Here is a 26961-nt window from a genome sequence, read left to right on the forward strand (position 1 = left end):
TATCAAAATTCCCTCATTATGTTCTTTTGTATATTAAATGTTCAACACAACCTAGTTATCCTTGGAAATATATTTGATAAGAATAGGATAATACCTAACTAAATTAATAAAAGAAGCTATTTTAAAATTATTTTCCTGAGATATTAATTCTTTGATAATATAACCACTCAGCTTTTCATTTGTTACAAGCAATAGATCATTTAAAGCTCTTATATCTCTTTTATTATTTTCTGACTTTACCCAATTTTCAATTACATTCCATAATTCTTTTTCGGCAGACTCAAAAGAGTTTGTTTGATATAAATCTCTATTAGAAGCTAACGAAACATTGTAGGTTTCAATATTATTTGGTATTGATTTGGGACTTCGTTTTACTTTTGAAGAATAAAGTTTAATCTCATTAGCCATAGGTTACTCAGATTTTTCAAAATGCTTCTTAAGTTTTTTATATAGGTCACTAGTCATTTCGGCAGATATTTTTTTTCTTACATCAATGATTATATTACTTGGCTTACCTTCAGACAGCTGTTTAACAAATCCGAACTCTAGCAACATAGTGCTATCATCTAGAATTTCAGCTCCCATAGCTTCAGCTATAGAAATAGGCACAAGCTTTTCGTAAATTTTCTCAGATTTAATAATTTTACTTGTCATGCTATACCTCATATTTATGAAGATTTGGCTATAGTAATATTTTACATAATCATTCATTAATTAAAAAGCTATAAATTCGGATTTAGCCACTTTTCTGCGGTAGCTTTATCCCAACCCTTACGACTAGCATAATCTTCAAGCTGGTCTTGACTAATTTTCCCCACATTAAAATAATCACTCTCTGGGTGACTATAATAAAATCCACTCACGCTAGAGGCAGGGTACATGGCATAGCTTTCTGTCAAAAAGGTGCCAATGGCGTTGGTGGTATCAAGCCAGTCAAACAGCTTGCCTTTTTCGGTGTGGTCAGGGCAGGCAGGATACCCAGGCGCAGGGCGAATACCGACATATTTTTCTTTGATGAGTTCATCATTTGTCAATTGCTCGGCGGCTTGATAGCCCCAATACTGTTTACGAATCAACTCATGCAAATGCTCAGCAAATGCCTCAGCAAAGCGGTCGCAAAGCGCCTGTATCATGATGGCACTATAATCATCGCCTTTGGCTTTATAGTCATTGGCAAGTGCTTCTGCGCCAAACAATGACACCGTAAAACCACCGAGATAATCGGTTTTTTCAGGACTGATAAAATCCGCTAGGCTGTAATTAGGTTTACCACTGGCTTTATCAGATTGCTGGCGCAGGTGCTCAAAGGTATGCGTGACATTGCCTTGCTCATCAAGTACCTGCAGCGTGTCTGAGCTTGGGCGTTGGGCAGGGCTTAGTCTAAACACCGCTTTAGCTGTGACCAATTTTTCCTTGATTAATTTGTCAATCATGGCTTGGGCATTGGCAAATAAGTCTTTGGCTTCCTCCCCGACGATGTTATCGTCAAAGATTTTGGGATATTTGCCGACCAATCCCCAAGAGATAAAGAAAGGTGTCCAGTCGATATAGGGCAATAAATTTTGTAACGGATAATCGTCCAAAATTACTTGTCCTAATTGGTTGGGCTTAGGCGGCGTGTAGTTTGCCCAGTCGTATTGGAAACCGTGTTCAATCGATTCGGCATATGACAGCTTCGCCGCTTTGGGTTGGCGATTGGCAAGACGTTCACGGACTTCGCCATACTCTTGACGCAGCTCGTTGATAAAATCGACGCGTTTTTCTTTGGATAGTAAGGTCGTCGCTACGCCCACTGCGCGGCTGGCATCGGCAACATAGACAACCGCATCGTTTTGATAGTTGGGCTCGATTTTTACCGCGGTATGGGCTTTTGACGTCGTCGCACCGCCAATCAGTAGGGGCAGATTAAAGCCTTGCTCCTGCATTTGTTTGGCAACATACACCATTTCATCAAGGCTTGGGGTAATCAAGCCTGACAAGCCGATGATATCGACGTTTTCATCTTTGGCGACTTGTAGGATTTTTTCACAAGGCACCATCACGCCTAAGTCGATGATGTCATAGCCATTACAGCCGAGCACCACGCCGACGATGTTTTTGCCGATGTCATGCACATCGCCTTTCACCGTTGCCATGAGTACTTTGCCTTTGGTTTCGCCTGCAATTTTTTCTTTTTCGATATACGGATTAAGCCATGCCACCGCTTGCTTCATCACACGGGCGGATTTTACCACTTGCGGTAGGAACATTTTGCCTGCCCCAAACAAGTCACCGACCACATTCATACCGTCCATCAAAGGTCCTTCGATGACGTCTAAGGGACGCGGGAATTTTAGCCGTGCTTCTTCAGTGTCTTCATTGATATAGGTGGTTACCCCTTTGACAAGCGCGTGTTCAATGCGTTTTTCGACGGGCAATTCACGCCATGACAAATCGACGGTGCTATCTTTTTTCTTACCGCTTAAATAGTTTTCTGCCACTTGCATCAAGTGGTCGGTGGCATCTTGACCTGACTCGCCTTGGTTGCGGTTCAAAATCACATCTTCAATGGCATTTCTAGCGTCTGGCTCGATATCGTCATACAGCTCTAGCATGGCTGGGTTGACAATCCCCATGGTCATGCCGTTTTTGATAGCATGGTACAAGAACACGGCGTGAATGGCTTCACGAATGGGATTGCCACGAAATGAGAACGACACATTGGACACACCGCCTGAGACCATGGCGTTGGGCAAATTATCGGTAATCCATCGGGTGGCGTTGATAAAGTCTAAGCCGTAGTTGTTATGCTCTTCAATCCCCGTGGCGACGGCAAAAATATTGGGGTCAAAGATGATGTCTTCACTCGGAAAACCGACTTCATCAACCAAAATATCGTAGGAGCGTTTGCAGATTTCGATTTTACGCTCAAAGCTGTCCGCCTGTCCATGTTCATCAAACGCCATGACGATAATTGCCGCCCCATAACGCTGACATAGCTTGGCTTTTTGCACAAACTCTGTCTTGCCTTCTTTTAACGAGATCGAATTGACCACAGATTTGCCTTGTGTGCATTTAAGACCCGCTTCGATGATGTCCCATTTTGACGAATCAATCATCAGCGGTACACGGCTGATATCTGGCTCACTGGCAACCAAATTGACAAAGTGAATCATCGCCGCCTTACTATCTAGCATGGCTTCATCCATGTTGATATCAACGATTTGGGCGCCGCCTTCGACTTGGTCACGAGCCACGTCCAGCGCTTCGGTGTATTGTTCGTTTTTGATGAGACGCAAAAATTTCTTTGAACCTGTGACATTGGTACGTTCACCGACATTGACAAACAGGCTGTCACGGGTGATGTTGAATGCTTCGAGTCCCGACAATCGGCAAGCTGGCTTGTAGTCTGGCAGCTGGCGCGGGGCAAAAGGTGACGTCATCTCGACAATTTTGGCGATATGTTTGGGGGTAGTACCACAGCAGCCGCCCACGATATTGACCAAGCCAGACTTGGCATAGTCGGCAACCATGGTGGCAGTTTGTTCAGGCGTTTCGTCATATTCGCCAAACTCGTTGGGCAAGCCTGCATTGGGGTGAGCGGACACGAAAGTTTCGCACACATCCGACAAGGTTTTGATATGTGGTTTTAACGCATCTGCGCCCAGCGCACAGTTAAACCCAATCGAAATCGGCTTGGCGTGGCGGATTGAGTTATAAAACGCCTCGGCAGTTTGTCCCGACAGCGTACGTCCCGACGCATCGGTAATGGTGCCCGAAATCATAATCGGCAATTCAAACCCAATGGTCTCAAACACGCCCGTCACCGCAAAAATCGCTGCTTTGGCGTTTAGGGTATCGAACACGGTTTCTATCAAGATGATATCGGCACCGCCTTCAATCAAAGCATAAGTCGCCTCAGTGTAGTTATCAACAAGTTCATCAAAGGTGACGTTACGAAAGGCGGGGTCATTGACATCGGGTGAAATCGAGCAAGTGCGAGAGGTGGGACCAATCACGCCTGCCACAAACCGAGGTTTGTCTGGGTTTGTCGCAGTGACCTCATCACACACTTGACGGGCGAGGGCGGCGGCGGATTTGTTAATCTCATAAACGAGATTTTCCATGCCGTAGTCCGCCATCGAAATTTGCGTGCCATTAAAACTGTTGGTTTCAATGATATCTGCGCCTGCCTCAAGATACGAGCGGTGAATATCACGGATAATATGCGGCTGGGTGAGTACCAGTAAGTCATTGTTGCCTTTGACGTCACGTCCAAAATTGGCAAATCGCTCACCACGGTAGTCTGCCTCGATGAGTTTATAGTTTTGGATTTCAGTACCCATCGCCCCGTCAAGGAACAAAATCCGCTGTTTTAACAGGTCAGCTAAACGCGCTTTATTCGTGGCTTGACGGTCTTGATACGGAAAGCTGGTAGGGGGTGTGAGTTGAAAATTGGCTGGGTCGTGGGGTTTGTGACTGGTAGGTGCGTTACTGGTGCTAATACTCATCGAAAGGCTTGTCCTGATTCAAATTGTCATAGGTATCTGTTAATAAGTCGATTATAACATTTTGTCGCCGCTCAATCGTTAGATTTGTGGAATAAGCGGCTCAAGTGAAAGTTTACAAAAAATTTAACTTGAGCCGGACGGCCTATTGTGGAAGGATAAAGCAAACCGAAATTTAGTTAGTAATATGGCCAATAACTTATACCCAATACTGGTCACGATTGCCAAGTTTTATAATGTCGCAGCCGTCATCATCGCTTTTTATTTTGCGTCCAATTACTTATTGGCCGTTGGTATCATTGCCGTAATCACATTTTCTATGGTGGTTGGCTATGCTGCAAAATCGCCCGAAGACCTGCCAAGCTTAAGGTTGTTTTTCACCAGCCATGCCGTTATTGCCTTGATGGCCATCGCTATTGCCCATTTTTTCTCCATCACTGACACGCCACTTGAACAAAAAGACTGGCAAACCATCACCGCTACACTGCCCAAACAACCCACCGAATTGGTATTTGCCCAAGGCAAATCGGGCAGCAGCCGTGATGAGTTTTTGGTGTTAAATGGCAAGCGCTTTCGCTGTTTGGAAACCGACGGTTATCATTCAAGTTGCCCAAAAGCCTACCCGTTGGCTGGACATACGGCCAGCATTTACTATGCTGAGGACTACCCGTATGGGTTTATCGTCTATGAGATGAGGGTGGCCGACCAAGCGCTTTATAGCATTGCTGATTATGATAAAGGCGTTCAAGCCATCGCGGCCAGGCGTCGCAAAAGTGATCAATGGTTATTGATTCTGTTTGTATTACCCGCTGTTATAATGTATTTATTAAACAAAATAAATAGATTAATAACGCATAAATCAAGCGTGGGCTAGCCACCAGTCAAACACTCATTGATACTGGTAGATGCAGTAATCCATAATCAATTATCAATAAGTGAACTAGTCCTAAAAATACAAAAACCAACGCTAGGCCAAATGTAAAACGGACAACGTATCATCGTTATCCGCTTTGTGTTGGGCGCTTTTTACCTTAACAATTATTTGATGGCAATTTGTTCGTCAGTCGCATCAAGCTGATTGGCGATTGGACGTTTTTTATTAAATAAATTTTCATCAAACTTAAAGCGTAGGCGTAAATAAGGCCCTTGAGTAGTGGTGTCGCTATCAACCAAGTCTTTGTCTGAATAGCCAGAGAAATTATAGCCAGCTGATAACCACAGGTTTTGCGCTAATAGGTAACCCACTTCACCGCCTAATAGCCAGCGTTTACCATCACTATTATCACCCCATAATACGCCTGCACTCACACTGGCATCCCAACGATGGTTTATATCATAACTGGCTCTACCACTTAATAACTGAACAATGCCGCTAGATTCAAGCTCGTTAAAATCGACATTGAGTTTTTTGATGGCATATTGACCAGAAAAATGCCAGTCTTGATCAGGGTGATAGTTGGCCACTGTCGAGACGATATAAGCCTCACGTTTGACAGGGCTGTCCAGTTCAGTTTCATCGTTTTCATACCGATACTCAAACTTGCCTAACGCATCAAAGCGATTTTGATCGGCATCACGGTAGGCAGCACCAAGTTGAAAACGATCTAAAGTACGATCACCGGTGTCTTTGGTGTTGCTACTAACCTGGCTAAATATATTTTTGGTGAGCAAAGTCACATCATCATTAACCTTGTAGGCAAAGCCAAGCGCGCTAAGGGTATTATCTGACTGTGTTGCCCATCGTTTTTCTAAGCGTGCAGTCGCCTTCCAGTTTGGGTTGGCAAGATACTCAACACCTAAAGAAACAGCCGTAGCATCTTGTGAGGTATTGTCCTCACCTTCTAAGACCTGCACTTTTTCTAAGCTGGTATTAACGAAAACCCCTTTGTTGATTTCCCAACGATTGCGTAAACCCAATGCCGCTTCAGCTTCACGCGCAGAAATACCATCACGTACCCGATATTCACTAAAGACGCTTGCATCTTTGCCATACTTGCTATCGATACCCACTACCGTACTATTACGCTGCTGGGTGTCATTAAGCTCATAATTGCCGCCTAAACTTGAGATAAGCTCATGTCGTGCGTAAAGTCTTGCTTTATCATTAAGTTGGTAGTTACCACCCAATGCCAAAACTTTGCGGTCGCTCTCTTTGATATCTTGCTCATATTCTACAAAGGCATTGGATCCTTTAGGTAACTGGGCGGTAACTTTAGCGCGAGCAGTGGTGCCACTATAAGGTGTGGCTGAAGCACTGGTTACACTGGCTGGTTGGTCGGTTTCACGGTAATAGCGCATTCCCAGCTCGAGTGCTATGATACGGTTCAGTGCGCGTTCAATACTTGCTGATACACCATCACGCACGCCACCATTGTTGGTATCCTCAGTGCGGATCGCTTCAGCCTTAATAAAGCCTAGCTTATCAACGCGACTTTGCAGTTTTAATCCACTTTCTTTGCGACCCGCGGTAATCACTGCATCGGTGTTATAAAACCCTGTATCTGCTTGCTGGTGGTAGGCACGCAATTGGGTATTGTTGATGCTATGCTCAAGCTCTAAGCGATATGCAGCGCCAGAGGTTTCACCCGATGCACTGGCGGTGGTATCATCTTCTGGGTTGATAGTGCGATCGCTATGCGCGGCTTCAGCGACAAATTTTGAGGTGGGCGATAGTTTGACCACGATATTGGCGCTAGCCAGTGCTGTCTTATTTAATGGGTCATTGCTATTGACGTAGGTACCGCCCACTTTAACTTTGTCATTGAGTTTATGACTGCCGGCAATGCCCGCTACTGTGTATTCTTCACCGCCCTGATCGGTCTCTGTAGTCACACGCAGATACACAGGATTAAGGTCAATATCGACACTTGGGATTGCAGTTTTTAAGAAGATACTGTTACTGTCAGTGTCAACCTCATAGTCACTAAAACGGGAAAGTAGTGTCCGCGAGATAATCAACCCTGGGTTATTACGATCACGGATGATAACTTCAACCTTTTCACTATTACGCAGCACGCTAACGGTATCGACTTTTCCTAAGCTATACGGTCCTGTGATTCCCAAGCCCCGCTGTTCATTTGTTACTTGCGTTGCCGTGGTCTTGGCGGCAAATGCTGTGACTTTATTTTGGTCATTTTCAACATTGACACTGAGTCCTGTTAGCGAGCGATTGTATTGACCCAGTGAGATACCTTCATCGTGCTCAATGCGTGTGGCGTAATCGCCGTATAGGGCATACGAACGACCTTTATCTACGCGTACATAAAGTTTACTGGTAGATTGCGCATCAAAACCTTTAGCCGCTGCATCCCCATATACTGGGTAGTATTCATCTGGCCGGATATCACGGAATAGTCGTTGGCCTTTGCTTTTATCTGAGTCATAGCTTAAGGTTAATAGATACTCCCCCTTGACCTTGCCTTTTAAAAACAAGGCCACGCGTCCATGGGCACTTTGCTTATGATCATCAGCATCTGCAATTTCATATAACTCTTCTTCAAACCCATCACGGCTATCAACTTGGCTTAAGTTTTTTGGATCAAAGGTTTTAAAATTAATGCGACCTTCGACAATACCGGCAACGAGTAAAGGACGTAGGTCAGGTAAAAATTGTACGCGCTGACTGGCGTGATAACTGCCGCTTTCAACCTCTAACACCCCTTCACCCGGTTGACTTGGGCTTTGAATCGGTACCAACAAGCTACCGCCTTCAATAAAGGTTTGAATGCCCGTTTGGTCAGGGTTGACATCTTTAATTTGAATAGTGCCAATAGTGCTATTAAGGGTGACCGGGGTACGGCTAGAGACGGGTGTGCCAAACTGATCAACCACCTTAACCACCGCTTGATAGACATCGCTACCATTGGCAGCTACATCCTGTTTGGGGGAATCAATACTGATTTTACTCAAATTATCGGGCGCAATGACAGTGATGGCACGGGTAGCGCGGATATTACCCATCATATCAAGCTGACGCACTTCAATTTGATTTTTACCAATCGCTAACGGCACGCCAATATAGTCAAAACCTGCAACTTGAGAGTCGGCCAATACGGCTTTTTTACCAATACGACTCTCTGGGACTTGCTGACCATTGACCCATAACTGCAACTGAGCACCTGCCATCCCCTTGATTTGAATGGTGGCTTGGTTGATTGGTAGAATTTGACCATCAGTTAAATTTAAAATTTGCAGCGAGTTATTGGTGGCTTCTTCTAGCGTTTGTTCAAGGTTCAAGGTTTTAATTGCAGCAACGGGTTCAATGCTAATACGGCTTAACTGATTTTGTGCTGTTTTAGTAAGTTCAACATTACAATTACTGCTAACGCCTTCAGCAGTAATACAGCCACTGGCTGGTTGTCCACGCACATCACTAACAGCGTAGTTGAGCGGATCAGTTGTTAAGTCAGCACGGATTACTTGCTCAAGACTAATGTTATCTTGTTCGATTTTTTTCTTGCGTTCAGCAACTTGCTCAAGTAGAGATTGGTTGCAGGATTCGCTGTTATTGTCATCTGTATCGACGATGGCAAAATCTGCGCGATGCAGTTCGCCACGGCGTAAGTCTACAAAGCGGCTGCCTGCATCACCGGCTTGACGATTACTGATAAGGCGCAGTTTGCTTTGAGCGGGAAGGGTAGTGCGGTCAAGTTTTAATACATGTGTCTTGGCACTAATGCCATAAAAATCATATTTACCTTCACGATCGGTGACGATAAAACTGCCGTCTTCCAAATATAAGCGTACACCTGGTACACCTTGCTCACCATTATCTTGGACACCGTTTTTGTTGCAGTCGACGAACACTTTACCAATGATGAAACCGTCTTGAATTAATGCACCGGGACGTACGTCAATTTTGGCTGATGCCTCATTGGATGTTTGCCCCCCTTCATCTTTTGCCTGTACACGGTTGATACCATCGCCATTTAAGGCATTGGGTCCAATCTGTACTCGATAATGGACTTTAATTTCAGTATTAGGCTTTAAGCTACCCACACCGAGCTTGAGGTAAGGTCCTTTACCGCCAGCTGGGTCTGCCACTTTGATACCGTTAACACGCATACTACCAACTGTGTAGATAAATCCACGAGGTAGTGTATCTGTCATCGATACATTATCAGCATTATTATTGCTACGATTGGCTACGGTAATCGTATAATCTGCAAAATCGCCAATTTCTGCACTACTGACACTGGCTGATTTTTTGACAAATAACACACTTTTTTTAGGAATAACCACTCGAACGAGATTGGTCGCTTGAGCGTTAATAGATGAATCAGGTGATTCAATAATATATGCACTAATAGGTAAGTTTAGTTGCTGGTTATCTGTTAAATCTAAGGCTGTTGTAGCAACTACCCAGATTCCTACCTTTTGTCCAGGCTGCAATAAAATAGTTTGGTCAATAATTTGATCGTTATTATCAAATTCGCCATTTTGATTGGTATCAAGATAAACCTTGACGTTGTTTAAACCATTTATTTCTGAGGGGTTTATCTTAATATGTACGGGTGCATTACTGTTATTGGTTAACTCATTTGACCACACCACCTGTTTGCCTATTTCCACAGTTTCAAGTGGGGCAGAGGTTAAGTTAACGGCATATAACGCAGCAATATTAATATCAACAGTATTAGACGATGTAGATTGGGGATTATGGTCAAAATTATTATAAGTTGCAGAAGCTGTATTATTGATTTTGGTATCTACTTCTGGTGCCATAGCATAGCTATAGTGACTTGCCAATATTGAAGCAGTCAATGTTGAGAGCAAAAATGTTGCTTTAGCGCAACCATTTTTTCTTACAATTTGCACCACAGACATTCACCTATATAAAATTATATAAAACGAATAAAATAGAAAAAATTAAGAAGTTAAAACAAATGAGACAGTGGATAGGCATATAGCCACTAGTGACTATATGCCGATGAAAACAAGATAAGGAACTGATTACTCGTCAATTTTTACAGTAAACTGTAATTGCGCACTTGTGTTACCACTAAGCGTGGCAACGCTATTGGTAATCGCAACACCGTTAACAGTTACAGTACCAGAGGTATTGTTATTGCTTGCAGAGCCTGATACTAACGTCGTATAGGTTGGTACGTTATCGTTAATTTTCACAGTTGTTACAGGTACATTGCCTTCATTCGTTGCAGTAATGCGATAAATCACACAGGTACCTGGCTTGGCCGATAAATTGTTTTGCGTAAAGCTGGTATCAGCAATGCCATCACAAGCAGCGTCAAGTGCTTGTTCCTTGACTAAACGAATTTGACCATCATTCACAGTTGTCAAATCAGTGTTAGACACAGGCGAAGTAGTAGTGCCAGAAACAGTTGTTGGGCTTACAGTTAGTACATTACTGTTTTGCACCCCTGCAGTCGCATTGGCCGGTGCCTCGACCTTGATAAATAGCTTGATTGATTGACCAGCTTCTAAGCCTGATATATTGTCATTATCAGGATTATAAGTAGCAATCAATGCACCCAAATCATTACCAGTAACCAGCTCATTGTTATCGGCAAGACCATTGTTGTTGAGATCTACATATAAGGTTGTAGTCCAACCAGATTGGGTATTGGTCAGCGTATATGGCAGAGATCCTGCTGTAGTACCCTCAGTGATAGTACCATTATTGGTTAAGGTATGAATGTAGGTTACAGTGCCGCCTGGCGCTACTTGACCCACGTTATCTGCAGTCAAAGACAGTGAACGTTTTGTTGATACCACAACTTGGTCAGTCATGCTATCAGTCAGACCCGTTGCTGGCGAGCTAACCGTAAATACCACATTTTGAGTAATCGGTGCTTGATTGGCAGACGGTGTCACTACCGCAATCAAATTAACCGTTGAACCTGCAGGAATATTACCGGTATTAGTAATTGCCGCACCTTCTGGTACACCATCTTTATTGGCATCAACATAATACTGAACAGTCCAACCACTTGGTAATCCAGTACTGCTTAGATTGAAATTGTCCGGTGTTGTCGAATTATTGGTAACACTCAATGGGAAAGTAACCGCAGTACCTGGCGCGGTGGTTTTAGTATCCACCGGTACACCGGTATCTTGACCTGATGAACCTGCTGTTGGGCCGCCCGTGGTTGTGTCATTGTTGTCGCCGTTGGTCAGGTCAACAGTCGCCTTAACAACATCAGTAATGACAAGCCTGATAGTATCAGTTGCTGATGGTGATGGGTTAGAAACAGGTGTTAATGTTAATGTTGCTACATTAGTAATATTGGTATCGGTTTCTGAATAAGTGCTTGGTAATGTTACTTTAGCGATAACGTTATAGGTTCCACCGGCTGCTATTGGACCCGTATCAACAACACCGTCGCCATTAGTATCGGTCAGTGGCGTTACACCATCAGACTTGAATAGTTGAACAATGCTACCGCTTGGTAATGCTGACTTATTAATCGACACATTAAAAGTTTCTGTAGCGGTACCTGTGTTATGGACAACGATTAGATCAGGACCTGTATCGCTAGAGCCACTATTATCACCAAACACTACCGGTTTACCTTGCGTCGTGCTCGAATTGATGGTGTCATCAGTTGTCGGCGTAGTACCTTTATCCGCATCAGCATACGCATCTGTTGCTGAGTCATTAATGGTACCTGTATAGGTAAGCGTTGGCGTTACAGTCGTTTGGTTAGACTGGGTTGGGGTGGTGCCTGTTGGGGTATTGGTTGGGTCATTATTATCATCAATGAATATTGATGCAGTGTTGTTAACGGTGCTATTGTTGCCAGCATTTGCTTTAACAGTGAATTTTACCGTACCCGTTGAGTTAGCTGGTACATTAGTTAAAGACACATAGACGGTCTTGCTAGCACTATCATAGCGGTAATCAATACCCGTAGGGTCACCACCAGTAGCGTCAGTCAAAGCAGTTGATGAACCACTCCATTTACCAGAACCCGCATTATAGGTGACTGTATTTGGTAAAGTATCTTGAATGGTAACAAATGGCGCAGCGCCATTACCGGTATTTTTATAAGTCAGTGTATAGGTGATATCACCGTTTGGCGCGACACTAGCCACACTCGCGCTCTTTTGAATCTGCATTGAAGCGCCGGCACTCACAGTTACAGTATCGGTGTTAGCGCCTTTGACCGTTGTATCAAAACCCGCAGTAGCGTTTAAGGTATACTGGGCTTTTTGACCATCAGTTTGGGTCACAGGCACCGTTGAAACCACAATGATACCCACTGATTGATTCGCAGTTAAGGTTACTGTAGTGATGTCAGTATTGTTGTCAGGTACGCCATCTTGATTGCTGTCCAAATAAATATGGACATTGTTTAAATCAAAGTCGTCGTTGGTCAGTTGTGACACACTTAAAGTAAAGGTATCTGTACCATTACCAGTATTGGTCAATGTATGTGATAACGTCGCTGTGCCATTTGGATTGATAGTGGCATTACGGTCAGCCACTAGCGTGAAGCTAGATACTTGTAATACTATGGTTTTGACTTCATTTGAAGTAACGGTTTTGCTAGCGCCATTACCATCAGTATAGCTTGCAGTCGCGATGTTGCTAATGTTAGAACCTGCAGTTGGTGCAGCTGCTTGTGCAGTTGGCATCAACGCAACGCCACCTGCTGCTAACGCAATCGAAGCAGCTAATTGATTAAGACGCGGTAAAAATTTTTGCATTAATATAGACCTCTAAAATGATGGATGTTTATGTTGCTTAAGGGGTGACACTATTAACACGAGTTTGTGCTGAAACGCTCACTGATTTACCAGCAGGTACTTCAGCAATTGTCCATCGCAATGCACGATAGTCTTGTAAAGGTACATTAACGATTTGGTTGCCTACCTTGCGTTTTAGTGGCATAGCAGCAAAGTTCACGCCGTCGGTACTAGCTAACGTTGCGCTTGGGGTAGATTTGGCTAAGAATTGAGTAGCTGGCGGTATAGGTAAGGTAGCCGTTAAGTTTTTTATGGCTTTACCTGTATTATTGGTATAGACCGCGCGATATTCGATAACGTCATTGGGTTTTACCTTAGTGACTGGCTGTGCCACGGTTATCCCTTGAGCATTCTGGGTAAGTTTATTGGCAGTAAGCGCCACACTAACAGGCTCTTTTTGGGGTGTAACTGCGACTGATACCCCTGTAATGCCAACGATTGCTGCTGTAATTAATAATATATTAAATGCACGCACTAGACTAACTCCTTTTTTCGATAATACAAGTCATCAAAAATGTACTGATATTGAGTATATCGATATCGTATTTATTAGATAATGGAAGAGAGCTATGGGCAGTAATTATAAATTGCGGTCATTTCAGACTTAGCTTGCCCAGTTATTACCTAACAAAAATAATGTTGACCTATTCATATGCTAGTATCATAAATGATGTCTAATGCTAAATCCACAGTTACAAGAACTAACATTAAACAAAATGACTAAATGATTATTCTATCGAATAAGCGGTAAATTGTTATTTAAATAAGCCTAGTTTTTGACTACTTTGCAGTCATGAAACACCGTCTGTTCGTATGAATGGTAATAAGCAACAACCAAATATCATCCATAAAAAATACAAGACTTTAATTCTTTTCATAAAAGATTTTTAAAAATCAATATTTATATTATTGTTCTATTTTTTTTAAAAAACAAATGTAAAAATCTAAAGAAACTGTATGTAATATTGGTTATTGAATCATAGAGCATAGCACCAGCTTTACTATTTTTGCCTAAAATTTGTGATTAAGTGCATATTACTCATAAGTAGTAAAGGTTGAAAGGCGTCTATCCAAAGACGCCCTTCGTGGTTTCATTAATAATACTTGATAACCCTAGCCAGTGGCTTAAAAATTTCATAAGCCTTAAAACCCATTTTTAAGGTATTGCTACACAATACCTAACAGTACCACTGGTCGCAGGTGGTAACTTACCAGCCATTGACCATTTGAGTGAATTCCCTGATTGCGTAGGGGTACAGGTTATTCCTGTTGGCGTAGTGTTACAAGTTTGACTTTTAAATACCATACCCGTTGGTACGCTATCTTTCACCATGACATCAACCAAATTTTTAGTGCTGTTATTGCGATAAGTAATTTCATACTCCAAAAAGTTACCATTGCGGGCTTGGTTGGCAGTGACAAATGCATTGGTATCGTTAACAGTTGATGGACAGCTTGACACAACGCGCACGCCTTTTTTCATATCTAAGCCTGCACTACCTACCAGCGTAGTATCTGTCACAGTGTTGCTAGTTACAGGTGTATTACCTGAGGTTGCAGTGCCATTAGCTTGCAAGCTTACCACCTGTTGTGCACCAGCGCTGGCATTAATGGGTACGTTGACACGGTGAACCACACAAATCGACTGAACCGGGTTCAGGGTGCTGGTACCTGTTAATGCGGTTTCACCCACGTCGACTTTGCCATTGCAGTTACTGTCTAGATATATAACAGATTGCCAGGGTTGGTCAGCACTATTGGCAGGCTGCTGGGCGGCGATGCTATTAAACGAATTCATAGTAATGACCGCAAGACTACTAATTTTATGGGGATAATCAACCACGCCGCCAGCGATTGTGGTTTGTTGGTTATTCGGTGTAATCACCAATGCCAACTTAGCATCGCCAAAATTGTTATTTGGGTAATTAAAATTATTGCTGGTTTTAGTTAGCGTGATGGTGTCAGTTGATAAATTATAACTACCCCCTGAGCCCGAAGTGCCACTGACTGAGGTATAGCCTGCGGCATTTGTGGCTACAATAGTAAAAGTACTCGTCAAGTTTTCTGGGGCTACATTAAACGTATAATCACCCGTGGCATTGGTTAAAACTTCGGCAATAAGTATACCTGCGCTATTCTTTAATTGAACTTTACTACCCGCTATGCCCGTTTCACCGGCATCTTGTACACCATTGTAGGCATTATTATTGACAGCTGTGGTACCACTATTGTCTTCAAATACACGACCGCTAACGGTAATTTGTTTAAGCGAATTGGTAAAACTACAAACAAAATTTGCCCCAGGTTTTAAATAAGTAGGGTCAATGGTCAAAGTTGAATTAGAAAGACTACCAATGGGATTGGTAGTATTACCAGAGATACTGGCATTATTGTCTGTACAACTAGCACTTGAAAGTGTAAAACCCGTGGTGCTCAACTCATTGATAACCAGGCTATTACTGATGGTTTCTACATGGTGAATAACGTTACTGGTCACAGCGGTACCTGCTGTCGCTGTTGTCACGCTATCAGAACTTGTTGAGGCGTTAGTCACATTAAAGTTAAATGTACCGACATTGCCAATCGAGGTTTTAGCGATTTGAACCCGTGGCTGTATTTTGTCCGTATCTGATGTAGTACATGTTTGTGATGCGGCATCAAAGCTACGCGTAATATTGCTCGATGTATCACTCACACAGGCAGTACCCAATGCGCTAACATTCGTTGGACTCTTCACACTGGCGGTGTTGGTCACTGAGCTTGCAGTAAGGGCATTTAAGGTGACTGGTACACTAAGAATGTATTTTTGCCCGCTAGCTAGCACAGGTAAAGCATAGCCAGCTTCGAGTTGATTGACAGTTGGGGTAGTCGCTGCGGTACATTGGTTGTTATCAATGGTGCTACAAACGGGCGTACCTTTAGTCATATTAGTAGCCACTGGGTCTTTTAGTATAGCGCCTGTCACATTACTTGGACCTTGGTTTTCCACAGTTAAAGTATAAGTGGTTTGACCGATTGCATTGACCGAATCGGTATAATTGGTTTTGGTGATGACCAATGCTGCTGCATCAATGATATTGATACTTGCAGGAATAGCTGCAGTGGTTGCGCTATCATAATTTACCGTATTACAGCTGCTACCATCTATTGACAGACCAATAGCACCATAACCGCCTGGGTTTAGCTCGCCTGAAGAATACGTCCCATTGCGGTTAATGATACGGTAAGTTAACTGATGATAACCTGCCGAAAGACTAAAAGAAGTGCTTAAAAGACCGTTTGGTTGGTACTTAGATTTGCTAATTAATACCTGATTGCCTTCCATAATGTAGGCACCATCATCTACACCTAGTGAGGAATTTCCAACGCACACGCTCACGTTTTGAGTTTTGGGCAAAAATATGCCTGTTTTAAACTCCCATGCGCGGCGGTTATCTCCAAACTCACTAGTGGCAGGTAAACTCACTGTAAGATACTTAGAAGTACTCATAGTAGTAATTAATTGCTGTATCATCGGTGATGCCGTGCTGCTACTGGTACCATAGACATTGTTATTAGGCCCAGATACACTTTGTGTTAGATAAGTACCTGTGGGGCTAGATTGCGCAGCAGGCCAAGCCCCTAAAATATTATTAGCATCCTCAACGGATGGTTCATCATAATAACTGCCCGCTGGTATTGCCCCACTGCCAAGGTTACCTACCCAAAATGCGCCGTTAGGGCGGATTTCATTTTGTTCATTACTGCCCCATACTTTATAAAGCGTTTCACCCGCGCCACTACCCGGGTTAAACTCATTGCTATTCACCTTAATGCTCACTTGCTGTGCTGTACCAAGAGAGGTAGTGGATGTTGTGCTATAACTAACATTAAGCTGAAAGTTTAAATTATTGGCGACCCCACCCACATCACAGGTCCATTGCCCTGATGCCAATGTACAAGCACTACCACCTACCACATTGACACTTGTAACAGTAACACCTGACTGTGGGGCTGGAATGACGGTAGCAATCGTTCCAGTAGCCGCATCAGGCCCCTTGTTGGTAATAGTAATCAGTTGCTGCCCTGTGCCACCGCGATAAATAGTTGGTAAATCAGGTACAATTTCAAAACGTGCTTCTTTAATAGCCGCATCTTGTGGCATTGGGCTGGGTGGGGTGACAATGTTGGTATTAACTGTACTGCTATTATTGTTGAGATTGGAATCAGTAGCACTCTCGAGCAAAGTAGCGGTATTACTAACCAATCCAACGGTAGAAGCGGTTCCCTGTAAAATAATGTTACATGTGGCACCGGCTGGTCCACTAAAAGTACCACTTACCGTATTACCATTTAAGGTTGGAGTACAGGATGCACCAGTTGAAGGTGTAGTACTTACCACACTTAATCCAGTAATTGCATTCGGAACGATATCGCTATATTGTGCACTATTGACGGGATTAGCTGTGCCATTGGCAAGTGTAAGCCGATATTGAACTAAACTGCCTTGAGTGACACTCAATTGTGTGCCGTCAAATGTTCCACTATTATCAGGCCGTTGAGTTTTGGTGATTGAAATGTCGTTAGCTGCTTCCAGGCTAGACACGGCAAAGTGAAATTGGTCACCAGCGTTACTCGCGTCCCAAGTAGTGCCTTGACCATCACCTCTTATGTAAACATCAAAAGTTAGTGAGCTAATACGTCTGCCTTGTAAATATACACTACCACTTGCCCCACCACTGCCTGTGGCTGCTGATATTATGCTGGCGTTATTGGTGATTTGTGTCTGTGTTACGCTAAGCTCTTGACTACCAGATAGCCGAGACATGATCACTGAATTATTAAGTGATGTGTTTGAAACTAAATCAAATTCGGCGCTAAAACCCAAACTACCTACTTTAGCACCAAGCCCTGCCACCTGTAATACCGGATTAGTAATAGGGCGATTAAAATTAATAGTAATGGTACCGACTTTATGACGTCCACTAGTTGATAGCGCTGATAACCCAGTTGTAGCAGCAAAAAAACTTAGTCCATAATTCGCATTTGTGTCAATCCCGCCATTCGTGCTTAAACATGCCCGACCATTGATACAACTTGAGGGGGCATTGGCTAATGTGGCGGAAAAATTACTATTTTGAGGTCCTCCAATAGCACCTAAGTTTTTATAAATATTGTCGCTAGCGAGATAAGCAGTTGAATCTATAATGCCCGTGCTTGGCTTAGCACCGAATATAAAATTTGGTTGATTTCTAGTTCCGCCACTTGTATAGGTTGATTTACTATAAACTGAAGTAATTTGGTAAGTCGCTGTGGTATTTGGTGAATAAGGAGTAGCAATATTGTCAGAAGGATTATTTAAATTGGCTTCAAAGGTAACAGTCTGGGCGTTAGACGTGGGACCCATAGCGCTAGTATTTCCCCCACCTGCAAATAGTTCAATACTGGCCGGTGCAGCATACGCAAAGCCACTTAAGATGAGCATAAAAACTAAACTCATTAAGGTGATTATATTATGCAAGATAGTAGGGTATTTGTTTTCTATAGTGCTCATCATAATTTTATTCCTATCATTGACCCACATAACGCACCCCAAATTCAAAGTTATAACTGCTGTTTGGTGCAACACTGGACAGCTGACCACTTAGCGTACCGGATGACCCTTTGGCAGGAGCAACGATACTACCACTAGTACAGCTAGCACAAGTTGGCGCAAATTCCATGACGGTTGCTGCCGGTGTTGCATCGCGAAAATTAAATTGTCCGATTGCCGTTGCCCCTTCGTTTTTGACCGTCACCCGATACAGCACGCATTGCCCCGTGCCATTCGTGTTTCGACCGATGGTTAAGCCACTGGTGGTATAGCTACTGTCAGCTTGACCATTGCAGTCATCATCTTTGGCTTGAAATTTATACAAACGTAGTTGAGTGGTGGTGACGCGTGTAATGTCAGTGGCAGTATCTAGTACGGTGCCCGTGCTGGTTTTAAACTGTATGCTGGCGGTGTCAATCATGCCAACTGGCGCATTGGCTGGGCTTTGTACCTTGGCAAATATACGCACCTGACTCGTTGCAGGAAATAAACTACCGCTAATATTGGTTGGGTCAAGTAAAGTGTCTGTGCTATCAAACTGACCATTGGCATTACTATCGAGATAATAGGTGCTAGTAAAACCGGGTTGGTCATGCTGAGTTACTAATTGATAACTCCCTGTTAAAGCGGTTTTGGTGTAGTTATACAGCGTATGGGTGTAGACAATGGTACCCCCAGGGGTGATTTGTCCTCGTAAATCTGGATCAAAACTGACCGTACCGACTGCATTTAGCGTATTGATATTAATCGCGTTTTTTAAGGTATCAAAGCCAGCCGTATTGGCATCTTGATAAGTTGCTGAACTGACTTTGAAATAGATAGGTACATTGGTCAGTGTAGCCGTGTTATTTTTTAGTTTGACCACCGCACAATAAGCTTGGCTTTCACCGTTTTTAAGTAGCCGAGTCTGACCAATTTCATTGCCCAGTGTGCTACAGTCAGCTGCTGTGCTTTCAAAATAGCGTACACTAGCGATGCCAGTAGGTAACTCGAGCTTGCTAAAGTTACCGTCGCCATCAGCAGCGAACTGATAAGCAGTAGCAGCGCCCGTATGTTTGACGGTTAGAAGGAAAACCACTTGACCATTTGACTCACCCGTTAGTGTTTTCCAAGCATTCCCATTGTTGGTCGTTGCGCCATTGCCTGTACCGTTGTTGCTAGTCTCTGGACCATTGGTAAGATCCACTGAGATATTGGTAGCAGCAATGCTGGTGTTATTAGTAACAGTGTCTGACTGGGTGCTATCCCCCAATGACTGGGCTTTTGGCACCACTGTATAAACGGTGCCGGTGGCTCCCTCATTGGTGGTTGGCAAACGAACCTTAACCACAATAGGCAACATTCCCCCTGCTGGCAAATTGCCTGTATCAGGAATACCATCACCATTGCTATCAAGCAGCGGTGTCACACCATCGGCGCGGTAGAACTCGACTTGATGCGGGGTAGGGAAGTTGTCGCTATTGATAGTCAGGTTAAAGCGATCGTCTGTGTTACCTGTATTCCAAACATAGTTGGTAAAGCTTACCTCATCACCCGCGGTGATACTCGCGGCTGTAACCTGATCATCGCTGCCGCTGTTATTGATATTGGTGGCATTGGCATTGAGCACCACCCGATAAATAGGCGCAATGTTCCAACTAGCAGTGTTGGAAGTAGTAGAAATATTAGCGGTGCTAGTATTATTATCATGATCATAGCTGACATTGACAGTATTGGAAATAGCACCTGCCGTGGTCTGTACAACATTGACAGCAAATTGGATATTGCCTGTAGCGTTGGCAGGGATACTGGTTAAAGTAGCCTTGACTGTGCGGCCATCTGTATCAAGATAATAGTCAATACCGCTGGGGTCATTACTACCAGACGCGGGGTTGAGCGCTGTACCGCGCCAAGTTTCTTTGCCCGACTGATAAGACAGACTTGCAGGTAACGTATCTGTGAGTATCACTTGACCACTATCCATTGCGCTTTGATTGGCGTAATCAAAGCGCACGTAGGTAGTACCATTTTGGGCAAAAAACGATTTGGTGACTGTAACAATGGCGCTATTGGACAAAGTCACGGTGTCAGTATTACTAATTGATACGGTATTATTGTTGGCCGAGTTAGCGACTAAGCTTAATTTAGCACTGTTGCCTATTACCACGCCTGTCGTGCCTGTTAAGGGAACTTGGGCTTCAACGATAAGGCCTGTAGATTGACCGGGTGCCAGGGTGATGCTGCTTAAATTATTGATATTATCAGCTACGCCGTCTTGGTTGGCATCGGCATAGATTTTAATATTGTTTAGGTCAAAGCCATCATCAGTGAGGTTTTGGGTTAATAAATTATAGGTATCTGTGATATTACCAGTATTGGTGAGCACATGGGGGAATTGAATGGTTTGGCTGATCTGGGCATTTTGGCTACGACTCGCCACTAAAGTCGCCGCATAGACAGGTAAAATCGTGGTTTGTACCAGATTAGAGCGGCTGGTTTGGACAACGTTTGAGCCTTCTTCCTTATATTCCCCAACTGCCATATTACTAATAATATCGCCGGCCAGCACGCCGGCGCTGGCTTGATGAGTCCACAAAATAGCCACTGTCAAACCAGCCAGTTTTAGCCATTTACGGCAAGCAGCCCCCCCACTTGGCTGGACAAAAGAGGAAAGCTTGTGACGAAAATCAGTCATAGTATTGTCCTATTAGGTTAGGGGTTCACTAAAATTAAAAAATATAAAGCCGCTTTCTGACTGGCATCGAGTGTACCGACATCTGCTTTGATGCTACTTTGATTTACTGTGACCGTGCCCTGTGTCACGCTTGGCGCCGGTGAGGTTTTTAATGTGGTAAATGCCGGAGCACTGTCAGCGATTGTCACGCTTTTAGCTTGAGTTGCGCTGTCATTGTTAACCGTTAAGCGATAGGCTACACACTGGTTTGGTTTAACCTGTACGGCTGATACGCCATAATTTAACGTGGTTAAATCACTGATACCACAAGGTGTGCTGGCTTGCGATTTTACCAAGCGCAGCTGGTTGATACCCACGGTAGTGACATCGGTATTTTGCACTGAAGTGGCACTCAAACCTTGTAACGTACCGACTGGTTCAACCACGAGGGTCACTTGACTGGTCATACCTTGCTTGGCAGTGGGTGGCGCTTGCACTTTAAGTAATAACTGAATGGTTTGATTAGCGGCAAGACCTGCATTGTTAGTGATGGTTGCTAAGTCATTGGCAATAGGGTCTGTGCTATCTAACAAACCGTTATTATTAGCATCATAGTATAAGGTATAGTTAAAATTATCTTGGTTATTCATCGGCGTCACCTTTAGTAGCACTTGACCCGTGCTTGTGCCTTCGGTCAGGCTGCCGATGTTTTTTAGGCTGTGTAAATATACCACGGTACCTGCGACATCTACTTGTCCTTGTTGGTCATTTTGCAGGGTAAAGCCGCGATAGGGTTCGACGTTTACTTGATTTTTTATAACATCGCCCTGTCCATTAATGGCGGACTTGACCGCAAACCAAATCGCTAAGCTGGTATTAGTAATGGTATTGCTAGCTTGTACGACGGCGCAGTAATTCTTACTTGTCCCTGCTGCTACACTGCCTGTTTGCGTAATCTGCTTGCCTAACGTGGTACAGCTGGCATCGCCTTCATAAAAATTTACTTGCCACCCATCGGGTAAGCCACTAACTGGGTTGTTCAAATTAATAGCTCGATTGGATGCATACAAGGTATAGTTATTAGCGATAGGCGCGCTATTATTAACGATTAACGGAAAGACGGCCTTGCCTTGCTGAAGAACTTTGTTAACAAATGCCGCGCCATTATTATCAATGTTGCCTACGCCATATCCTGAGTTATCGCTATTGTATAAATCAGTAGTACCCACGATTATAGCGCTAATTTCATTACGAACGGCATTGAATTTTGTGGTGTCAGTGACCGAAGTCGCTGTTAAATCGGCATAAATAGCTTGACTGGCGCTACAATTGGCAGTGGTACTAATACCTAACTTAATAGCGCGACTAGCCCCAGCTGCCAAGATGCCGGTATCGACAATCCCATCATTATTGCTATCAACTAGCGGTGTGCGTCCATCACTGGCATATAGTTTTACACTGGCACATGCTGGCAATCCTGCTGAGCTAACGGTTAAATTAAAGCTGTCCGTCGTGCTGCCAGTGTTCCAAATATAATCATCAAACAACACCTCTTGTCCAGCGTTGATAGCGGGTTTAATAGTTAAATTGTCGGTTGCTTGATTGGGATTGCCATTATCACTACTGCTAGTTGACGTGACATTTGCAATGACGCCATAAGTATACTGATTGCGATAAATCACTGTGTTAGTCTTAGTGGTTCTGATGGCTGTAGTGCCATTGACCGCATATTGACTATAATCTGCGGTATTTGCAATGGTCGCCAGCTTGATATCATTCACTGTCGCTTTAAAGCTGACGGCGCCTGTAGTTAAAGCGGGAATGTTGGCCAATTCAAACTGTACCTGATTACCGACGACCTTGTATTTGATACCCGTATTGGCAGAGCTTTCGTTATCATCAGCCTCGGTTAAAGTACCACTACCATTGCTCCAGCTAGCGCTGTTATTTATATACCGTAAGCCCGAATCTAACATATCTGTCACAATAAGCTTACCCGGCGCACTGCCATTATTGGTGTAGCTTAATGTGTATGTCACATCTTGAATACTATTGCCACTGCTCACACTTTGTGATTTAGTCACTAAGATTACCGCATCATCAATAACTTGTGCGATATCGTTGACGCTTTGGGTGACACTACTTGAGGTTTTACTCGTTGCTGTTAAAGTAAAGTTTGCTTGATTGGTCTTGCTAGCTGTCGTGGGTATCGTACCAGCAACGACAATCGATATTGATTCGCCAGCATCTAAAGATAAAGTAGAACCTGTGTTTAGTAAGTTAATGTTATCATCGGGAATACCATTTTGGTCACGGTCAGCATACACAGCCACATTAGTTAAATCAAAGTTGTCGTTTGATGCTTGCACCAGGTTAAGCGAGTAGCTATCAGCCACATTACCGGTATTGGTAAGAACGTGGGGAAAGTTTAGCTTAGCACCAATGAGCCCTACTTGGTTTTGATTATTGGTAAGGCTCAGCGCGCGGACTTCCTGAATCGTTAACGACACTGGGTTAGAATCAATGACTAAGGTATTGCCTTGTTCATCCATATAATCGCCGCTGGCAATATTGATAATCTGACTACCGGGCAACGGCAGCCCTGCCCAAGCTGACGAGAAAGTAGTAAATAGCACCACTAATAGTAAATATTTACTGAACACACGACAAAATTTATCTTGCGCAGATGGGCAATAAAGCTGCATATGTCATTTTACCTTGTAGCAATATTTGTCAAAAAAATCGACTGTTTTTATCGCAAAAATAATCAATCATTGATATGTAACAGATACTTGATGTATTAAACTAAGTTTGTAAACTAAAGTATATATCTTTACGATAAATTGCTTTATTTTAACAGTCAAGTGGTAATGAATTAACATCGACATGTTATAAACTATTCATACTTATCATCATACCTTCATAATTTTGTCATATTATCAGCATTTTTAATGCTCATTAGAGAGTCTCAATATGCCAAATAATCAGCCCACTGCACACAGCAACCTCACTATCAGCAATCATATTACCGATATGCTTGATGACTTACCCCAATCACATTTTTTAAATGATAAAACCCTCAAAAATAATGATAGACTGCGCCAACAAATGCATGACGACTTGATTGACAGCTATGATGAAGAGATTGAGTCCGAAATGGACGACTACATCCAAGATTTACGGTATGACGGGCAGCCGTTAACCGACAGCGAAAAAATCGCTCGCCATATTTATTTTAATGAATTGATTCGTCTGCAAAAAGAATTGATCAAATTGCAAGATTGGGTAGTGGCAACCGGTGAGCGCATCGTTGTCATCTTTGAAGGACGCGATTCAGCGGGTAAAGGCGGCGCTATCAAACGTATCACCCAACGGCTCAATCCACGCGTCTGCCGTGTGGCCGCCCTGCCTGCACCCAATGACCGAGAAAAGACCCAATGGTATTTTCAGCGCTATGTCGCGCACCTGCCAGCGGCGGGCGAGATTGTGCTATTTGACCGCAGTTGGTACAACCGTGCTGGGGTTGAGCGAGTGATGGGATTCTGTACTGACGCGCAATACCAAGAGTTTTTTGAGTCGGTGCCAGAATTTGAGCGTATGTTGGTGCGCTCGGGGATTCGCTTAATCAAATATTGGTTTTCTATTTCAGATGACGAGCAAGAATCACGCTTTATGAGCCGTATTTATGACCCGCTCAAACAGTGGAAACTCTCACCGATGGATTTAGAATCGCGTCGCCGCTGGGAAGATTATACCAAAGCCAAGGAAGTGATGTTTGAACGCACCCATATCCCAGAAGCTCGTTGGTGGGTGGTTGAGGGGGATGATAAGAAAAAAGCGCGGCTAAACTGCATCAATCATCTGCTGTCACAAATTCCCTACCAAGAAATACAACGGGATGAAGTGGTATTGCCGGAACGCGAGCATCACGACAATTACCAACGTGAGCCAATCGGGGAAGATATGTATGTGCCCAACGTGTACTAATTTTTTAGTTTACTATCAAAAAAAGATACGCTATGTACCTTATTTAAATGCACCCTGTTATTAGTAAATTAAGCTTCAGCAGTGGGCAAGTCAGCGCTTGAAGAGACTGACTTGAAAACCGCAAATCTGCCCATTCTGTTCTAGGTTCTGTAGGGTAATTTGCAAACCATGCAGCTCAGCAATACGGCGCACAATCGACAGACCCAAGCCGCTACCAATCTCAGCTTGACCTGCGGGACGAAAAAACCGCTCTGATAGCCGAGCAAGGTCGATAGGTGCAACCCCGTTGCCATTGTCGATGACTGTAATCACCTCACTATCTAATACTAACCGAATCGTGGTATGGTCAGGGCTATAGCGAATGGCATTGTCCAACAGGTTACGCAGCAAAATGCCGATTAAAGTGGCGTTACCTGTCAAAGGTAAGATAGCTTTGGCATCCACTAACACGTCACGGCGTAATTGGCTGTTTTTTTCGCGGGCACGGCGGTTGACTTCTGAGAGAATGTCATTGGATAGGGCTATCCAATCAATCGGTGCAAAAGTCTGCGGGTCGAGCCCTTGCTGTGGGGCCAGTTTTGCCAAAATCAACAACTGTTCGACCAGTCGATTGGCGCGCTCATTACTGTGACTGATTTGTCGGCAGTGACTCAGGAGTGCATCAGTTTGGCTATCGGTTAAATTGGCTTGCAAGATGGTTTGTTGTAGCACATCGGTCTGTAGCTTGATGGCAGTGAGCGGGCTGCGTAATTCATGAGAGGCATCTGCGGTAAAGCGTTTTTCACGCTCAAGGGTATCCGCGACTTTATCAAATAACCCATTGAGCGCGTTTAGCAGGGGTTGAATTTCTAATGGTGTATCAACCGATAATGGGGTTTTATCTTCAGGGCTGCGAGTGCTCAACAAGTCACTAATCCGTTTGAGCGGAACAAAGCCACGCCGCACTGACAGCCATGTCAGCATAATCAATAGCAGCACCCCAATCAGCGAAGGAACAAGTTGAATGGTTAATGATTTATAGATAATCTCTTGACGCGAATTAAGGTTTTGCCCGATGGCGATGAGATGGTTGGTCGCGTCGTCGTGCGCATAAAACAGGCGCCACGAGTGGCTAAAGGGATTGAGCTCTTGATAGGCACTGTTGTTTTCTAAAAACCCATGTTGTTTGGGCAAAAATGTAAAATGCTGACCGTCTTTATCAGCCATCAGTAATTTACCATTTTGATCCCAAATCGCAAAACCCATGTAATCTTCTTCGGCATCCCCTAAATCGCCTGATAGCAAGCCATTTTCAAGATTTAAAATTTTAGGCTCATTGGCAGGGTTGGCGAGATGAAGTTTAACGTCTTGTGAGATACCAATCAGATAGCGGGCTAATTGGGTGATTTGGGTGTCATTGATTTCGTTGATTTCGTGCGAAAGCCGCCATACTGATATCAAGGTAATCGATAGCCAAATAATCGGTAGTCCGATGAGCAGGGAATTGAGCAGCTGCCTTTGGATACTATAAGCTTTTTGGGTGGCAGGCGTCATAATGGTAACAGCTTAAAGAA

12 protein-coding genes are annotated in these 26961 nt (G+C 43.7%); 2 read left to right on the forward strand and 10 right to left on the reverse strand.

Going from position 1 to position 26961, the window contains the following annotated elements:
• Positions 1-51 precede the first annotated feature (51 nt).
• The 3 genes from RT064_RS02775 to metH form a co-directional block, all read right to left on the reverse strand.
• Complete coding sequence (locus RT064_RS02775; protein WP_313061209.1) at positions 52-408, reverse strand: hypothetical protein; 357 nt, start codon at positions 406-408, stop codon at positions 52-54.
• Positions 409-411: 3 nt separating this feature from the next.
• Positions 412-654, reverse strand: a complete 243-nt coding sequence (locus RT064_RS02780; RefSeq protein WP_313061211.1) for a hypothetical protein — start codon at positions 652-654, stop codon at positions 412-414.
• Between the two features lie 68 nt (positions 655-722).
• Entirely contained in the window at positions 723-4490 is a 3768-nt protein-coding gene (gene metH, locus RT064_RS02785) for a methionine synthase (protein ID WP_313061213.1), read from the reverse strand.
• A gap of 184 nt (positions 4491-4674) precedes the next feature.
• Here metH and RT064_RS02790 point away from each other — a divergent pair, with 184 nt between their 5' ends.
• Positions 4675-5361 carry a hypothetical protein gene (locus RT064_RS02790; protein ID WP_313061215.1) on the forward strand — a complete coding sequence of 229 codons (687 nt, stop codon included), beginning with the start codon at positions 4675-4677 and terminating at the stop codon, positions 5359-5361.
• Positions 5362-5525: 164 nt separating this feature from the next.
• Here the strand turns inward: RT064_RS02790 and RT064_RS02795 are convergent, their stop codons facing one another.
• The 6 genes from RT064_RS02795 to RT064_RS02820 form a co-directional block, all read right to left on the reverse strand.
• Complete coding sequence (locus RT064_RS02795) at positions 5526-10211, reverse strand: SdrD B-like domain-containing protein (protein WP_313061218.1); 4686 nt, start codon at positions 10209-10211, stop codon at positions 5526-5528.
• 228 nt (positions 10212-10439) lie between these two features.
• Positions 10440-13157, reverse strand: a complete 2718-nt coding sequence (locus RT064_RS02800; RefSeq protein ID WP_313061219.1) for a beta strand repeat-containing protein — start codon at positions 13155-13157, stop codon at positions 10440-10442.
• A gap of 37 nt (positions 13158-13194) precedes the next feature.
• Entirely contained in the window at positions 13195-13671 is a 477-nt protein-coding gene (locus RT064_RS02805) for a hypothetical protein (RefSeq protein ID WP_204155493.1), read from the reverse strand.
• A 681-nt stretch (positions 13672-14352) separates the two neighbouring features.
• The gene (locus tag RT064_RS02810; RefSeq protein WP_313061221.1) at positions 14353-18660 is read right to left on the reverse strand and encodes a beta strand repeat-containing protein; all 4308 of its coding nucleotides are present in this window, start codon (positions 18658-18660) and stop codon (positions 14353-14355) included.
• A gap of 85 nt (positions 18661-18745) precedes the next feature.
• Positions 18746-21442 (reverse strand): beta strand repeat-containing protein, encoded by a 2697-nt coding sequence (locus RT064_RS02815; RefSeq protein WP_313061223.1) that lies wholly within the window; start codon positions 21440-21442, stop codon positions 18746-18748.
• Between the two features lie 17 nt (positions 21443-21459).
• Entirely contained in the window at positions 21460-24126 is a 2667-nt protein-coding gene (locus RT064_RS02820) for an autotransporter outer membrane beta-barrel domain-containing protein (RefSeq protein ID WP_313061224.1), read from the reverse strand.
• A gap of 268 nt (positions 24127-24394) precedes the next feature.
• Between RT064_RS02820 and ppk2 the strand changes: the two genes are divergently transcribed.
• The gene (gene ppk2, locus RT064_RS02825) at positions 24395-25408 is read left to right on the forward strand and encodes a polyphosphate kinase 2 (RefSeq protein WP_409519520.1); all 1014 of its coding nucleotides are present in this window, start codon (positions 24395-24397) and stop codon (positions 25406-25408) included.
• Between the two features lie 90 nt (positions 25409-25498).
• Here the strand turns inward: ppk2 and RT064_RS02830 are convergent, their stop codons facing one another.
• Positions 25499-26941: an ATP-binding protein gene (locus RT064_RS02830; protein WP_313061226.1), complete on the reverse strand. Its 1443-nt coding sequence runs from the start codon at positions 26939-26941 to the stop codon at positions 25499-25501.
• Positions 26942-26961 lie beyond the last annotated feature (20 nt).

It is taken from the genome of Moraxella sp. CTOTU49097 (assembly GCF_032064105.1).
Taxonomy (GTDB): domain Bacteria; phylum Pseudomonadota; class Gammaproteobacteria; order Pseudomonadales; family Moraxellaceae; genus Faucicola; species Faucicola osloensis_B.